The sequence below is a fragment of the Duganella callida genome (assembly GCF_004614165.1).
Taxonomy (GTDB): Bacteria; Pseudomonadota; Gammaproteobacteria; order Burkholderiales; family Burkholderiaceae_D; genus Rugamonas; species Rugamonas callida.
In genome coordinates this window covers 1-15,229 of record NZ_SPVG01000132.1, presented here as the reverse complement: position 1 = coordinate 15,229, position 15,229 = coordinate 1, and the positions used below count along the sequence as shown (strand labels likewise).

15 protein-coding genes are annotated in these 15,229 nt (G+C 64.6%); 7 read left to right on the top strand and 8 right to left on the bottom strand.

Annotated elements, in window-relative coordinates; translation table 11 throughout:
* Positions 1 to 83 precede the first annotated feature (83 nt).
* Positions 84 to 626, top strand: a complete 543-nt coding sequence (def, locus tag E4L98_RS13045) for a peptide deformylase (protein WP_135201985.1) — start codon at positions 84 to 86, stop codon at positions 624 to 626.
* 77 nt (positions 627 to 703) lie between these two features.
* The gene (gene fmt, locus E4L98_RS13040) at positions 704 to 1,660 is read left to right on the top strand and encodes a methionyl-tRNA formyltransferase (RefSeq protein WP_135201984.1); all 957 of its coding nucleotides are present in this window, start codon (positions 704 to 706) and stop codon (positions 1,658 to 1,660) included.
* Here fmt and E4L98_RS13035 read toward each other — a convergent pair.
* Positions 1,652 to 2,038 (bottom strand): MerR family transcriptional regulator, encoded by a 387-nt coding sequence (locus E4L98_RS13035; protein ID WP_135201983.1) that lies wholly within the window; start codon positions 2,036 to 2,038, stop codon positions 1,652 to 1,654. The genes fmt and E4L98_RS13035 overlap by 9 nt on opposite strands.
* A gap of 94 nt (positions 2,039 to 2,132) precedes the next feature.
* Here E4L98_RS13035 and E4L98_RS13030 point away from each other — a divergent pair, with 94 nt between their 5' ends.
* The gene (locus E4L98_RS13030; RefSeq protein WP_135201982.1) at positions 2,133 to 2,771 is read left to right on the top strand and encodes an NAD(P)H-dependent oxidoreductase; all 639 of its coding nucleotides are present in this window, start codon (positions 2,133 to 2,135) and stop codon (positions 2,769 to 2,771) included.
* Here the strand turns inward: E4L98_RS13030 and E4L98_RS13025 are convergent.
* A complete protein-coding gene (locus E4L98_RS13025; protein ID WP_135201998.1) occupies positions 2,768 to 3,673 on the bottom strand; it encodes a DUF2145 domain-containing protein in 906 nt (301 codons plus the stop codon). The two genes, E4L98_RS13030 and E4L98_RS13025, sit on opposite strands and share 4 nt — an antisense overlap.
* Positions 3,673 to 4,128 carry a hypothetical protein gene (locus E4L98_RS13020; RefSeq protein ID WP_135201981.1) on the bottom strand — a complete coding sequence of 152 codons (456 nt, stop codon included), beginning with the start codon at positions 4,126 to 4,128 and terminating at the stop codon, positions 3,673 to 3,675. The genes E4L98_RS13025 and E4L98_RS13020 overlap by 1 nt, the downstream gene beginning before the upstream one ends.
* Before the next feature lie 158 nt (positions 4,129 to 4,286).
* Here E4L98_RS13020 and E4L98_RS13015 point away from each other — a divergent pair, with 158 nt between their 5' ends.
* Together E4L98_RS13015 and metH are read left to right on the top strand one after the other, a co-directional pair.
* Positions 4,287 to 4,871: a 2-hydroxychromene-2-carboxylate isomerase gene (locus E4L98_RS13015; RefSeq protein ID WP_135201980.1), complete on the top strand. Its 585-nt coding sequence runs from the start codon at positions 4,287 to 4,289 to the stop codon at positions 4,869 to 4,871.
* 206 nt (positions 4,872 to 5,077) lie between these two features.
* On the top strand, positions 5,078 to 8,836 hold the full coding sequence (metH, locus tag E4L98_RS13010) for a methionine synthase (protein WP_135201997.1): 3,759 nt from the start codon (positions 5,078 to 5,080) through the stop codon (positions 8,834 to 8,836).
* Here the strand turns inward: metH and E4L98_RS13005 are convergent.
* Positions 8,823 to 9,740: an AraC family transcriptional regulator gene (locus E4L98_RS13005; RefSeq protein ID WP_135201979.1), complete on the bottom strand. Its 918-nt coding sequence runs from the start codon at positions 9,738 to 9,740 to the stop codon at positions 8,823 to 8,825. The two genes, metH and E4L98_RS13005, sit on opposite strands and share 14 nt — an antisense overlap.
* Positions 9,741 to 9,835: 95 nt before the next feature.
* Here E4L98_RS13005 and E4L98_RS13000 point away from each other — a divergent pair, with 95 nt between their 5' ends.
* Entirely contained in the window at positions 9,836 to 10,780 is a 945-nt protein-coding gene (locus tag E4L98_RS13000) for an oxidoreductase (RefSeq protein ID WP_135201978.1), read from the top strand.
* On the opposite strand, the gene E4L98_RS12995 is transcribed toward E4L98_RS13000, so the two are convergent.
* Positions 10,761 to 12,065, bottom strand: a complete 1,305-nt coding sequence (locus E4L98_RS12995; protein WP_135201977.1) for an ABC transporter permease — start codon at positions 12,063 to 12,065, stop codon at positions 10,761 to 10,763. The genes E4L98_RS13000 and E4L98_RS12995 overlap by 20 nt on opposite strands.
* Positions 12,066 to 12,067: 2 nt before the next feature.
* On the bottom strand, positions 12,068 to 13,009 hold the full coding sequence (locus E4L98_RS12990) for an ABC transporter ATP-binding protein (RefSeq protein ID WP_135201976.1): 942 nt from the start codon (positions 13,007 to 13,009) through the stop codon (positions 12,068 to 12,070).
* 129 nt (positions 13,010 to 13,138) lie between these two features.
* Here E4L98_RS12990 and E4L98_RS12985 point away from each other — a divergent pair, with 129 nt between their 5' ends.
* The gene (locus E4L98_RS12985; RefSeq protein ID WP_135201975.1) at positions 13,139 to 13,516 is read left to right on the top strand and encodes an SPW repeat protein; all 378 of its coding nucleotides are present in this window, start codon (positions 13,139 to 13,141) and stop codon (positions 13,514 to 13,516) included.
* 3 nt (positions 13,517 to 13,519) lie between these two features.
* Here E4L98_RS12985 and E4L98_RS12980 read toward each other — a convergent pair whose 3' ends face one another.
* Positions 13,520 to 14,800 carry an EAL and HDOD domain-containing protein gene (locus tag E4L98_RS12980; RefSeq protein ID WP_135201974.1) on the bottom strand — a complete coding sequence of 427 codons (1,281 nt, stop codon included), beginning with the start codon at positions 14,798 to 14,800 and terminating at the stop codon, positions 13,520 to 13,522.
* A 95-nt stretch (positions 14,801 to 14,895) separates the two neighbouring features.
* Positions 14,896 to 15,229: hypothetical protein (locus E4L98_RS30005; RefSeq protein ID WP_205746716.1), on the bottom strand; the 334-nt coding region annotated here is incomplete at its 5' end.

The window sequence follows — 15,229 nt, the reverse complement described above, 5'->3', positions numbered from 1 at the left end:
CCCGCGCGGTTGTTGCGTTTTGGGAGGGCTTCCACGGCGCCTGTTGGCAAGGCGTTCACTTAGATATCATTAGTACACAGTTCATGGCTATTTTAAATATTCTGCGTTACCCCGATCCGCGCCTGCACAAAGTAGCCGCGCCGGTCGCCGTGTTCGACGAGCGCCTGGAAAAGCTGGTCGCCGACATGGCCGAGACCATGTACGAAGCGCCCGGCATCGGCCTGGCAGCCACCCAGGTGGACGTGCACGAGCAGGTGATCGTGATCGACATCACCGAAGACAAATCGGCGCTGACCGCCTTCATCAATCCGGAAATCCTCTGGTCCAGCGACGACAAGCAGGTCTACGACGAAGGCTGCCTGTCGGTACCGGGCATCTACGACGGCGTCGAGCGCCCGTCGAAAGTCAAGGTGCGCGCCTACGACGTCAAGGGGCAGCCGTTCGAACTGGACGCCGACGGCCTGCTGGCGGTCTGCATCCAGCACGAGATGGACCACCTGAAGGGCAAGGTGTTCGTGGAATACCTGTCGCCGCTCAAGCGCAACCGCATCAAGACCAAGCTGCAGAAGGAAGAACGCGGCGCCCAGCGCGAAGCGCAACTGCGCGCGCAAGGCCGCCGTTACTAAGCTATTCTCTCTCCACCGCCGGCCAGCGGCTGCGCTGCTGCCGGCCGGCGCACCGTCACAAATCATAAGGAAATAATATGAAAGTGATCTTCGCCGGTACGCCGGAATTCGCCGCCGTGGCGCTGCAAGCGCTGGTCGAAGCCGGCTTCGACATCCCCCTGGTCCTGACCCAGCCCGACCGTCCCGCCGGGCGCGGCATGCAGCTGCAGCCGTCCGCCGTCAAACAATACGCCGTCTCCAAGGGCATCGAAGTGCTGCAGCCGCTGTCGCTGCGCATGGACAGCAAGGACCCGCAGCGCGCCGAGGAAGCCAGGGCCGCGCATCAGCGCCTGCTGTCCACGTCCTACGATGTGATGGTGGTCGCGGCCTATGGCCTGATCCTGCCGCGCAGCACGCTGGACATCAAGACCTGCCTGAACATCCATGGTTCGCTGCTGCCGCGCTGGCGCGGCGCCGCGCCGATCCACCGCGCGATCGAGGCCGGCGATAAGGAGACCGGCATCACCATCATGGAAATGGAAGAAGGCCTGGACACCGGCCCGATGCTGCTGACCGAACGCGTCGCCATCGAAGACAGCGACACCACCGGCAGCCTGCACGACAAGCTGGCCGCACTGGGCGGCAAGATGATCGTCGAGGCGCTCAACAAGATGCGGCACGGCGAACTGGAAGCGGTGGTGCAGCCGGAGGAAGGCGTCAGCTACGCGGCCAAGATCAGCAAGGAAGAAGCGGCGCTGGACTTTTCGCATTCGGCGGAAAATATCGGCCGCAAGATCCGCGCCTTCAATCCATTCCCCGGCGCGTATGGCGTGGTGAACGGCGTCAACGTCAAGCTGTGGGGTGCGGAGGTGCTGGAAGGCGGCAACGCGCCGGCCGGCAAGGTGCTGTCGGCCGATGCGCAGAACGGCATCGTGGTGGCCTGCGGCAGCGGCGCCCTGCGTTTGACCGAGCTGCAGAAACCGGGCGGCAAGCGCCTGCCCGCGGCGGAGTTCATCAAGGGCTTCCCCCTCGAAGGGCTGAGCTTTTCAGTTTAAGTTGAAGCGTTCGCGGCACGCGAGGTTGATATCGGTCTCGCGCGTCGTCAGCGCCTCGCGCAGATACAGCAAGGCGGCGTGCCGCCGGGCCAGCGCCTCCTGTTGCGCTTCCACTTCCTTCAGCAGGATGGCGGTCTGCCGCCTGGTCTTCTCGATCGAGCACTTGCCATTCTCCTCCAGCATGCCGCGAATGTCGTCCAGCGAAAAGCCCAGTTTCTTGGCGCCCTGGATCAGCTCCAGACGGTCGGGCGCATTGCTCGCATATTCGCGGTAGCCGGCCGCCGTGCGCGAGATCGGCGCCAGCAATCCCTGCTCTTCATAAAAGCGGATCGCGGACGGCGCGACGCCCGATTTCTTTGCGAGTTCACCGATTTTCATTTTGCACTTGACCCTCAAGTTGACTTGAAACTTATTATAGGTAAGTCCGCCCATGCCTGCAGGCGATGGGCAGTTTTCAACCATGGAGCCCGCAATGACCGACGTTATCGACAAACTGAATTGGCGCTACGCCACCAAGAAATTCGATCCGAGCAAAAAAATCGCCGCCGACAAGCTGGAACGCATCCTCGAAGCGATCCGCCTGACGCCAACCTCCAGCGGCCTGCAGCCGTTCGAAGTGTTCGTGGTGGAGAATCCGGAGCTGCGCGCGAAAATCCGTGAAGTGGGCTGGAACCAGGGCCAGATCACCGACGCTTCGCACCTGCTGGTGTTCGCGGCATGGGACAACATCACGCCGGAACGCGTGAACATGATGTTCGACCTGACCAACGAAGTGCGCGGCTTTGTCAACGAAGGCTGGGAAGCGTACCGCAAGCAGCTGCTGGGCATCGTGGCCGCGCGCGGCGATGAAGCCAACTACCAGGCCGCCGCGCGCCAGGCTTACATCGCACTGGGCAGCGCCCTGATCGCCGCCGCCTTCGAAGGCGTGGACGCGACGCCGATGGAAGGCTTCGACCCGGCCAAGGTCGACGAGATCCTGTCGCTGAAAGAGCGCAACCTGCGCAGTGTGGTGATGCTGCCACTGGGCTATCGCGCCGATGACGGCGACTGGCTGGTGAACCTGAAGAAGGTGCGCCGTCCGAAGGACAAGCTGGTGACCGTGCTGGCCTAATCGTCCAGCGCAAGGACACGATCGCCCTCGCCCGGCGTGCAGCCTTCGGCGATCGGCGTCCAGCCGCGATGGATGACGACCCGTTTATCATCGTGGCACAGCTCCACACGCTCGCTGGCCGGGAAGCGGGTGTGGACGAAATCCTCCAGCGTGGTGGGCAGGCTGATATGCAAGCGCAGTGCATCCTTGTCTTGGTCCGGATGATCGTCCAGGTGCAGCAGCGGCACGAAGTACGAGGCCAGCATCCAGAAGCGCGAGCCGACATCGACCGGCTGCGGAGCGTAGTCCGCCTGTTTCAGCCAGCGCTGCGCGCGCTCGCGCAGATCGTCGCCATCCGGCAGATCGCCCCAGCCGGCGGCCAGCATCTCGATCACCCACTGATTGCAGTTCTGATAGCGCACGCTGTAGGCGTAGGCATCGGCGCTGTATTGCGCGGCCAGCAGATGCAGCGCGCGCTCGCGGTCCAGCAGGGCCGGACGCAGCGCCAGCGATGCCGGCTGCGGCAACCTGACGATGGACACAAAACCGAGCCTGGGATCATCGGTGCCCATGGCAAAACCGGCCAGTCCCTGATCGTAGATGCGCGGACGCCTTTCGTCGCAGGCGTAGTACAGCTGGCGTGCCGACCATTGCCCTTCCTCGGAACGCCAGGCCAGCGCCGCATGAGAATAGCGTATGCCGAAGCGCGACAAATCGAGGCCGGAACGGCTGACCAAAGCGATACCATCCTGCGCGGACAATTCCTCCCGCAGGACGCCGGCAAAGCGCAGCAGGCGGTCCTGCTCCGCCGCCGTCAGCGGCTGGTCGCGGTCGCAGAAGCGCGACACGCCCGAACCGCTACTGGCCTGCGCGGCGCCGGCCAGGCAGACCAATGCCAACGCCGACAAGGCGCGCTTCGACATTACAGCGGACGGGAAGCCAGCTCGCCGTACCATTCATCCTTCAGCACGAGGTAGAACGGCTGCTGTTTGTCGGCGCGGCCGAATTCGATGCCGTACACGCGGTTGTGCGCATACATCACATCGCCGGCGTTCATGTTCTGCTGGGCGAAGGTGGATTGCGGCATGTCCAGCACCACGCGCTGCCGGGCGTCGTCGTCCATTTGCATGGTGATGCGGGTACGCTCGGCGCGGTCGGGGGTGATGCCGATGTCGATGATGCGGTAGTGACCATCGGCCACGCGGCGATTGTTGCCGCTGGAGCTGTTGCTCGATCCATTCAGCGAATCGGAGATGCTGCCGCTCGACGCCGAACCGGCGCTCGATGCTGAAGAGACAAAACTATCTGCCTGCGCGTTCATGGCGCACACCAGCACACCGGCGGCGCAGAGCAAACGCATGGTCAAATTGATATTCATGTGCTGCACTTCCTTCGTTGAAAGAAGAAAGTATATCGTCTTGGCGCGCGGCTGCAACGGCTTGCGCGATGATCAAGTCGCGAACTACAACACTCCGAGCGCGCGTCCGAAATCTGCCAGGTGCCGCATAATCTCCATGCACGCATGAGGAGACAGACATGAACGAAATCACCTGCTGGTTCGACTTCGCCAGCAATTACAGCTACCTGAGCGTGATGCGCCTGGCGCGTCAGAACCAGGTGAACGTACGTTGGAAGCCCTTCCTGCTCGGCCCCATCTTTAAAGAGCTGGGCTGGGATAACTCGCCCTTCGTCCTGCAAAAGAACAAGGGCGCCTACGTCTGGATCGACATGCAGCGGCAGTGCGCCAAATACGGCCTGCCATGGCGCCAGCCGAGCGCATTCCCACGCCGCTCCATCCTGGCCGCGCGCGTGGCGTTGCTGGGCGAAGATCAGCCATGGATGGCCGACTTCTGCAGCCGCGCCATGCTGGCCAACTTCGCCGAAGACCAGGACATCGGCAGTGAAAGCTGTATCGGCACCATTCTCGACGCCATGGGGCAGGATGCAGAACGCATTTTAGCGGCCGCCCAGTCGCCCGAAAACAAGGCGCGCCTGCACATGCGCAGCGACGAAGCAAAAACCCTGCGCCTGTTCGGCGCTCCCACCTTCTTCGTCGGCATGGATATGTACTGGGGCAACGATCGCCTCGACGACGCTCTAGCCCAAGCTGCCATCGGGTAAAGCTGATTTCGCCTTTTGCTCCGCTTGGGGTGGATAAAACCATTGAGGCGGATCAGCCGTGCTCGAACAGCAGATTGTTGCGGCGATGCCGCGCCTGGCTGAAGCATATTCAGCTATGCCGTATAATCCCAGACCGCCCTTTGCTTGTGGCGCGTTCCCTACGATCCCAGAGATATCAAATGAACAACTCCGTGTCCCGCTCCGCCATGTCCCCCACCGATGCCCAGCTGCGCGAGATCCTCGCCCGCCGCATCATGATCCTGGACGGCGCGATGGGCACCATCATCCAGCAGTACAAGCTGGATGAAATCGCCTATCGCGGCGGCCCGAACGGCAAGTTCCTCGACTTCGCTGCCCCCGCCGACAGCGGCGCGCGCGAGCTGTTCGTCAAGGGGAACAACGAGCTGCTGACCCTGACCCAGCCCGGCGTGATCCAGGAGATCCACGAACGCTACCTGGCCGGCGGCGCCGACATCATCGAAACCAATACCTTCGGCGCCACCTGGATCGCCCAGGACGACTACCACATGGGCCACCTGGCCTATGAAATGAACGTGGCAGCAGCCAAGCTGGCGCGCGCCGCCACCGCCAAGTACAGCAGCGCCGACAAGCCGCGCTTCGTCGCCGGCGCGCTCGGCCCGACCCCGAAGACCGCCTCGATTTCGCCCGACGTCAACGACCCTGGCGCGCGCAACATCACCTTCGATCAGCTGGTGGACGCCTACTACGAACAGACCAGGGGCCTGATCGACGGCGGCGTCGACCTGCTGCTGGTCGAAACCATCTTCGACACGCTGAACTGCAAGGCGGCGCTGTTCGCCATCGAGAAGTACTACACCGACCACCCGGCGCAACTGCGTCTGCCGCTGATGATCTCCGGCACCGTCACCGACGCCTCCGGCCGCATCCTGTCCGGCCAGACCGTGCCGGCCTTCTGGAACTCGGTGCGTCACGCCAGGCCGCTGACCATCGGCCTGAATTGCGCGCTGGGCGCTGCGCTGATGCGTCCCTACGCCGAAGAGCTGTCGCAGATCGCCGACACCTACGTCTGCATCTACCCCAACGCCGGCCTGCCCAACCCGATGAGCGACACCGGCTTCGACGAGCTGCCGGCCGACACCTCGGCGCTGCTGAAGGAGTTCGCCGAGGCGGGCTTCATCAACATCGCCGGCGGCTGCTGCGGCACCACGCCGGACCACATCAAGGCCATCGGCGAGATCCTGTCCAGCGTAGCGCCGCGCACCGTGCCGGAGGTGCCGGTCGCCCAGCGCCTGTCCGGACTGGAGCCGTTCACCATCGACGACAGCTCGCTGTTCGTCAACGTCGGCGAACGCACCAACGTCACCGGTTCCAAGGCCTTCGCCCGCATGATCCTCAACGAGCAGTACGACGAGGCGCTGAGCGTGGCGCGCCAGCAGGTGGAAAACGGCGCCCAGGTCATCGACATCAACATGGATGAGGCAATGCTGGATTCGCAGGCCGCCATGACCCGCTTCCTCAACCTGATCGCCTCCGAACCGGACATCTCGCGCGTGCCGATCATGATCGATTCGTCCAAGTGGTCGGTGATCGAGGCCGGCCTGAAATGCGTGCAGGGCAAATCCATCGTCAACTCGATTTCGATGAAGGAAGGCGAAGAGGAATTCATCCGCCAGGCCAGACTGTGCATGGCCTACGGCGCCGCGGTCATCGTCATGGCCTTCGACGAAAAAGGCCAGGCCGACACCTTCGAGCGCAAGATCGAGATCTGCGGCCGCGCCTACAAGGTGCTGACCGAGCAGGTCGGTTTCCCGCCGGAAGACATCATCTTCGACCCGAACATCTTCGCCGTCGCCACCGGCATCGAGGAACACAACAACTACGCGGTGGACTTCATCAACGCCACCCGCTGGATCAAGGACAATCTGCCGCACGCGAAGATCTCCGGCGGCGTGTCCAACGTCTCGTTCTCGTTCCGCGGCAACGACCCGGCGCGCGAAGCCATCCACACCGTGTTCCTCTACCACGCCATCAAGGCCGGCATGACCATGGGTATCGTCAACGCCGGCATGGTCGGCGTCTACGATGACCTGCCGGCCGAACTGCGCGAGCGCGTGGAAGACGTGGTGCTGAACCGCCGCGAGGACGCCACCGAACGCATGATCGAATTCGCCGGCACGCTGAAGGCCGGCGGCAAGCAGGAAGCCGCCAACCTGGAATGGCGCAACGGCCCGGTCGAGAAGCGCCTGGCGCATGCGCTGGTGCACGGCATCACCCAGTTCATCACCGACGACACCGAAGAGATGCGCCAGCAGGTGGCCGCCGCCAATGGCCGCCCTATCCACGTGATCGAAGGTCCGCTGATGGACGGCATGAACATCGTCGGCGACCTGTTCGGCCAGGGCAAGATGTTCCTGCCGCAGGTGGTGAAGTCGGCGCGCGTGATGAAGCAGGCCGTGGCCCACCTGATCCCGTTCATCGAAGAGGAAAAGGCGGAGGAGGAACGCCGCACCGGCATCGTCGCCAAACCGAAGGGCAAGATCGTGATCGCCACGGTCAAGGGCGACGTGCACGACATCGGCAAGAACATTGTCTCGGTGGTCCTGCAGTGCAATAACTTCGAAGTGGTGAACATGGGCGTGATGGTGCCGGCCTCGGAAATCCTGGCGCGCGCCAAGGTGGAGAATGCCGACATCATCGGCCTGTCCGGCCTGATCACGCCGTCGCTGGAGGAAATGGCCCACGTGGCGCGCGAGATGCAGCGCGATGAGCATTTCCGCATGATGAAGATCCCGCTGCTGATCGGCGGCGCCACCACCAGCCGCGCCCACACGGCCGTGAAGATCGCCCACCACTACGAAGGCCCGGTGGTGTACGTGCCGGACGCCTCGCGCTCGGTCTCGGTGGCGCAGTCGCTGCTGACGCCCGAATCGCGTGCGCAGTACATCGAAGAGATCGAGCAGGATTACGTGCGTATCCGCGAGCAGCACGCCAACAAGAAGGCGCTGCCGATGCTGTCGATCGCCGACGCCCGCGCCAACAAGATGAAGCTGGAATTTGCGCCGGTGAAGCCGAAGTTCATCGGCCGCCGCGAGTTCAGGAACGTCGACCTGGCGACCATCGCCAAATACATCGACTGGGGTCCGTTCTTCCAGACCTGGGATCTGGCCGGCCCCTTCCCCGCCATCCTGACCGATGAAGTGGTGGGCGAGGCCGCGACCAAGGTGTTCGAAGAAGGCCAGGCCATGCTGAAGAAGCTGATCGACGGCCGCTGGCTGACCGCCAACGGCGTCATTTCGCTGCTGCCGGCGAATTCAGTCAACGACGACGACATCGAGATCTACACCGACGACAGCCGAGGCACCGTGGACTTCACCTACTACGGCCTGCGCCAGCAGGGCGTCAAGCCGGTGGTGGACGGCGTGCAGCGCCCCAACCAGTGTCTGGCCGATTTCATCGCGCCGAAGGCATCGGGCGTCAAGGACTACATCGGCATGTTCGCCGTGACCGCCGGCCTGGGCATCGAGAAGCACGAGAAGCGCTTTGAAGACGCCCACGACGACTACTCGTCGATCATGCTGAAATCGCTGGCCGACCGCCTGGCCGAAGCGTTCGCCGAGTATCTGCACGAGCGCGTGCGCACCGACCTGTGGGGCTATGTGCCGGCCGAAGCGCTGAGCAACGAAGACCTGATCGGCGAGAAGTACCTCGGCATCCGTCCGGCGCCAGGCTATCCGGCCTGCCCCGAGCACACCGTCAAGCGCGACATGTTCAGGACCATGCAGGCCGAGGACATCGGCATGCAGCTGACCGACTCCTTCGCCATGTATCCGGGTGCGGCGGTGTCGGGCTTTTACTTCGCCCATCCGGAGTCGAAATACTTCGTGGTCGGCAAAATCGGCGACGACCAGGTGAGCGACATGGCACAGCGACGTGGCGTCGACAAGGGGGAACTGGAACGCTGGCTGGCGCCTAATCTGAGCTGATCAGGCCCGCCAGATAGCGTTTCGGCGGCTGCCCCAGAACGCGTTTGAAGGCGTTGCCGAATGCGCTCTCCGAGGAATAGCCGACCGACGCCGCCACCTCCGCCACCGAGGCGCCGCCGTCGCGCAATGCCTGGCTGGCCAGGTGCATGCGCCAGCGTATCAGGTAATCCAGCGGCGGTATGCCCACCGCCGTCTTGAAGCGCGCGGCGAAGCCGGAGCGCGACATGTGCGCGCGCTCGGCCAGTTCCGGCAGCGTCCATCCGCGCCCCGGCTGCTCGTGCATGGCCTGCAGCGCGCGGCGCAGGCCGGCATCAGCCATCGCTCCCAGCCAGCCCTGGGCCACGCCGCCCGGCGCGGCCAGATATTCGCGCATCAATTCGATGAACATCATCTGCATCAATTGGCGCGCCTGCACTTCGTTGCCAGCCTCCTGCTGCGCGATCTCGGCGGACAGGCGCGCCAGCAGCCAGTGCACGGTCTGCGCCCGCGGCGCGGCGGCGGGCAGATGGATCAGCGCCGGTAGCGCATCCACCAGCAGCGGCGCGACGGCCGCATCCAGCGTCATCTTGCCGCCCTGGATATGACAGGCGTCGCCGTTGCCGTAATGGGCCACGTGGTCGACGGCGTTGGCAAATACCTCACGCGCCTCGCGCGGCGGCAGCGCCAGATCGCTGGCGACCACGAACGGCCGTCCCTTGGCCAGCAGGAAGCAATCGCCCTGCCGCAAATGCAGCGGCGGCTCGCCTTCCACTTGCAGCCATGCGTCACCGCGCAGGATCGCGTTGAATTTCAGGCCCTCATAGCCGCCGACGCGCACCGACCATGGCGCACCCGCCACCAGCGCGGTGGAAATCACGCTGCGGGCATTCAGCAGGTTGAGGACATCGGATAGTGGATCGGCCATGATTTGGATGATCGCGACAGAAAACCAGATTATGCAGCATAGATTGTCTGTCGCGCTGCCCCCATAGTGTGGCCCTCACATCACGGAGCCCTACCATGCAAGCACCACTCCACAGCGGCTACACGGCCGCCTCCACCGCCGCCGAAGTCATCGCCGACGCGCCGCGCAGCCTGGCCGGCAAGGTCGCCATCGTCACGGGAGGTCATTCCGGCCTGGGACTGGAAACGGTACGCGTGCTGGCCGGCGCCGGTGTACGCGTCGTCGTGCCGGCACGCTCGCCACGGCAGGCCGCGGCCGCGCTGGCCGGCATCGACTGCGTCGAGGTGGCGGCGATGGATCTGATGGCGGCGGACTCGGTCAGCGCCTTTGCCGACAGTTTCCTCGCCAGCGGCCGGCCGCTGCACCTGCTGATCAACAGCGCCGGCATCATGGCGGCGCCGCTGGCGCGCGATGCGCGCGGCCATGAATCGCAGTTCGCCACCAATCACCTCGGCCACTTCCGCCTGACGCGGCATCTGTGGCCGGCGCTGCAACGCGCGCAGGGGGCGCGCGTTGTGTCGGTCTCCTCGCGCGGGCACCAGATCGCCGGCATCGATTTTGACGATATCGATTTCCGTGAACGCGAATACGACAAGTGGGTGGCCTACGGCCAATCGAAAACGGCCAATGTGCTGTTCGCGGTCGGCGCCGACGCGCGCGGCAAGGATGAAGGCATTCGCGCATTTGCCCTGCATCCGGGCAGTATTCTCAGTCCGCTGGCGCGCCACCTGACGGCCGAGGAAATCGCCGGCTTCGGCGTCCACGACGCCGACGGTCGCCTGATCAACGATCCGGCGCGCGATCTGAAGAATGTGCAGCAGGGCGCCGCCACCGCCGTCTGGTGCGCCACCAGCGCGCAGCTGGACGGCATCGGCGGCGTGTACTGCGAGGACTGCGACATCGCCGCCGTCGAAGCGGAACAGCGCCGCGGCGTGCGGCCGTGGGCGATCGATCCCATGCTGGCCGACCGCTTATGGGATGTCAGCGCTGCTGATCTTTAAGGAACTTCCACAGCGCCAGGCCGCCGAACAGCAACGCAAAGCCCAGCTGCACCGCCATCGCCGGCGCGGCGCCGGCCAGATCGAGGCCGCGCCAGGTGACGGCGTCCAGTCCATCGACCGCCCAGCGTGTCGGCACCACCAGCGTGGCGGTCTGCATCCACTCCGGGAAGACGAAGGACGGCACCCAGGCGCCGCCCAGCATCACCATGATCAGCGTGGCGAAGGTGGCGATGCCGCGCGCCGCTTCCGGCGTCTTGCCGAAGGCGGCGATCAGCAGGCCGAAAGCCGCCGTCATCAGGCCGAAGCAGACCGCCATGCCGATGAAGCCCGGCAGGCTGGTGATCTCCACCTTGAAAATCAGCGCGGCGCAGACGAACATCGCGCACATCAAACCGGTGGCGATGATGGCGCCCGCCACCGCGCGGCCCATGACCAGCGTGGTCAGCGACACCGGCGCCGCCAGCAGGCGGCTCCAGATGCCCTGCCGGCGATCGAGCAGGATGTTGATCCCCATGTTGACGCCCATGAACAGGATGAACTGTACGCCCATGCCGGCGAACGAATGGGCGTAGCCGTTGTATTTCGGCCCGCTGCTCAGCGCCTGATCGTGGGTGGTGTAGGGGATGCTCATGCCGCCGCTGCCCGCGTCGGCGGCGGGCTTGGCGTTATCGGCGGCGGCACTGCGGGTGGCCGCGCGCTCGTCCTGGAATTTCTTCAGGCTGGCGAGGAAGTCGCCGAGCTGCGCCTGTTCCGTGCTGCGGTCTCTGGCGGCGGGCAGCTCGGCCAGATAGCGCTCGACCGTCTGGCTGCCCTCGCCGTTCATCACGGCGGCACTGGTCACTTCCATCACGTGCTGGGTCAGCAGGCCCTTCACCATTGCCAGCACGGTCGATTGCGAGGGGTCGTAATACACCGGCAGTTCGGGCTTGTCGCGGCCGCGGAACAGCGCCGATGCCGAGTGCTCGCCAAAGCCGGCCGGGATCACCACCGCCACCGGCAATTTGCCGGCGCGGACCTGCGCCTGCGCCTCGGCGTCGCTCAATTCCGCTACACGCAGATTGCTGTCGGCTTTCAGGCCATCGGCGATCTTGCGCGCGTTGGCGGATTGGTCGAGCAGCACCAGGCCGACGTCGATGCGGCTGGTCTTGCTCTCGCCGCCGCCGCCGAACAGGGAGCCGAAGAAGGCGGCCAGCACCACCGGCATCAGCAGGTGCAACATCAGCGCGCGTTTGTCGTTCACGTACAAAATAAGATCCTTGCGGATCAGGGCAATCAAGGCGGTCATGGTCAGTCCCGCAGGCTGCGGCCGGTCAGGTTGAGGAAGATGTTTTCGAGCGAAGTGCGGGCGGTGGCGAAGTGACGCAGCGCCAGGCCCTGCGCGTCCAGCCACGCCAGCACCGGCGCCGCGTGCGCGCTATCGGCCAGGCCGATGTTCAGCGCGACGCCGCTGCGTTCCACCGCCGTCACGCCGGGCAGCGCCCGCACGCCGGCCAGCAGCGCCGCCGACGGTTCCGTCGCCAGCTCGACCTCCAGCGCCGCCTGTGCCGGCAGGCGCTGATGCAGCGCGGCCGGCGTCTCGTCGGCCAGCACCTTGCCGTGATCGATGATGACGATATGGTCGGCCAGCCGCTCCACCTCTTCCATGTAGTGGCTGGTGTAGATCAGCGCGCGGCCCTGCGCCTGCAGCGCTTCCAGCGTGTCGAAGATGGCGTTGCGGCTTTGCGGATCGACACCCACCGTGGGCTCGTCGAGGATCAGCAGCTGCGGCTCGTGCAGCAGCGCGGCGGCGATGTTCAGGCGCCGCTTCATGCCGCCGGAAAAAGTGGCCGGCTTGTCGGCCGCGCGGTCGGCCAGGTTGACCAGCGCCAGCACCTGCTCGCAGCGCTGCCTGAGCGCCGCGCCCTTCAGGCCATACAGCGCGCCGAACAGTTTGAGGTTCTCGATCGCCGGCAATTCCTCGTACAGCGCCAGGTCCTGCGGCACGAAGCCGATCTTGCGCTTGGCGGCGCTGGCGCCCTGCCCGACTGTCTCGCCGTCGAGCACGATGCGGCCGCTGTCGGCGCGCAGCAGGCCGCAGATCATGCCGACCGTGGTCGACTTGCCGGCGCCGTTGGGACCGATCAGGCCCACGGTCTGCCCCTGCTTCACCCTGAACGAGACGCCATCCACCGCCTTGCGCGTCCCGTACGACCGGGAAATCTGTTCCACGCTCAGTAACTCTGCCGCCATGCGTCATCCTGTCCGGGTTGTTATCAGATAGTCAGGATAACGTAAATGGCAATTGCGGTGAACTTTTTCTCGCGCGACCGGACTAAGTAGAGACACCGCCATCCGGCGGCCCGACCAAGGGGAGGAATTATGGCTAACGATTCATCTGTTAAACGCTGGCAGGACCAGCTGATCTTGCTGCTGGGCCTGTGGTTCTTCATCTCGCCATGGGTATTCAGCTATCCGGTCGGCTCGGCCCAGGCCTGGGTCGCGTTCGTTTCCGGCGCGGTGATCGTGGTGCTGGCGGCCTTCGACCTGTACAAGACCTACTTCTGGGCGGTCGTGCTGAATCTGCTGGTGGGCATCTGGGTGGCGGTGTCGCCGTGGGTGCTGCGCCTGGGCGACAATGTCGAACTGGTGTGGAACTCGCTGATCATCGGCATCGCCGTGGCGGTGCTGGCGCTGTGGGAAATGCGCACCGATCCGGAACTGCTCAAGCACTGGCCCGGCGCCGGCCACGCGACCTGACGCTTACAGCGCGTAGCGGACCACGTTGTCGCTCCACTCGAACGCGGCCAATTCCAGCTCCACCAGATCCTCGGTGGACATGGCCAGGTCGCGCAGGGTCGGCACGATGATGTCGTCCATGTCTTCGATACGCTCGATGCACTCGGTCAGCCTGAGCAGGCCGCCGTAGTAGCCTTCGCGCCGCAGCAGCGCGCCGCGCACCTCGTCGCTGACCGGGATCTGCTGGAGGATTTCGCCCATCTGGATGCCAAACAAGGTGTCCATCAGCGACATGATGCCGACCGTGAACGCAATATCGGCGCTTTCGCGCTGGCTGGGCCGCAGTTTCCCGGCCAGCAATTCCATCAGGCGGCCGCGCGTGGTGGCCAGCATCAGCAGCGGCGTCATGCTGTGGCCGCGCTTGCTCGGCTCGGCGTACAGCATGATCTGCAGCCAGCGCTGCAGCTGGCGCCGGCCAAGGATGGTGACGGCCTGGCTCAGCGAATCGATGCGCTGGCGCGCGCCCACCGCCGGCGTGTTCACCAGCCGCAGCAGGTTCAGCGCCAGCGACACGTCGCGCTTGATGGCGCGTTCGATCTCGTGGTTGTCGGCGTCCGAGGTGACCAGCGTCATCAGCTCCATCACCGCCAGCTGCGACGGCGACAGCTTCTTGCCGCTCATGATCACCGGCCGCGCGAAGTAATAGCCCTGGAAGTAGTCGAAACCCAGGTCCAGGCAGTTCTTGAATTCCTCGCGGCTTTCGACCTTTTCCGCCACCAGTTTTTTCTTGTCCTGACGGAAGCGCGGCGCCAGCCTGATCAGCGCCGACAGTTCGGTGTTGCGCATGTCCATCTTGACGTATTCGACCATGGGCAGCAGCGCCTGCACGGCGGCGGTTTCGCCGCTGACGTCGTCCAGCGCGAAGCTGAAGCCGTGGCCGGCCAGTTCCTGGATGCGGGCCAGCACCGGCGGCGTCGGCTGCATGGTGTTGACGATTTCCAGCACCACCTTTTCGCGCGGCAGGAACGGGAAGATGTCGCTCATGATCACGTCGGCATCGACGTTGACGAAGCCGAGCGCATCGCCGATGGTCTTTTCCATGCCCAGCTGCGAGGCGTGGGCGATCACGGCCGCGGTGGCGGTCAGATTGCTGCTGATGTGGGCCGGACCGACCGGCGCGTTACGGAACAGTAACTCGTAGCCGAACAGGGCCTGGTTGCGGTCCAGGATAGGCTGACGGCCCAGGTAGAACTCGCGCACGCGCAAGCCCTGGGGGCCGGTGTCATGTAGGGTCAGGTCTATCATTGCGGGTCCAAGTCGGCGGTCTATGCCAAACACCATTTTGACAGGATTGCACGATGATGTCTTGGACAATTTACATCGACTGCGGCTGGGCGGCGTCAGGCGCTGGAGGAAATATCCACCGTCTTGCCTGAAAACACGTTTTTAATGACAGCGCTGCCACTGGCGTCCACGGTCGCGGTCAGCTTGAGCGTCTTGAGGCCGGCCGCAATTTCTTCCACGTCGCCATTGGCGATCTCCACGTCCACCGTCTCGCCGGCGCCGTAGTTTTCCGTTTCCACGTGCAGATTAAGATCGACATAAAAGCGCGACACCCCGGCCACCGGCGTCTGCTCCTCACCGTACGACCAGAACAGGCGCTTTATTTTTTTATCCGGCTGGGCCGCCTCCTCGCCACCGCCTGCCGCAGCGGCGGCCAGCGCGGCTGTTGTG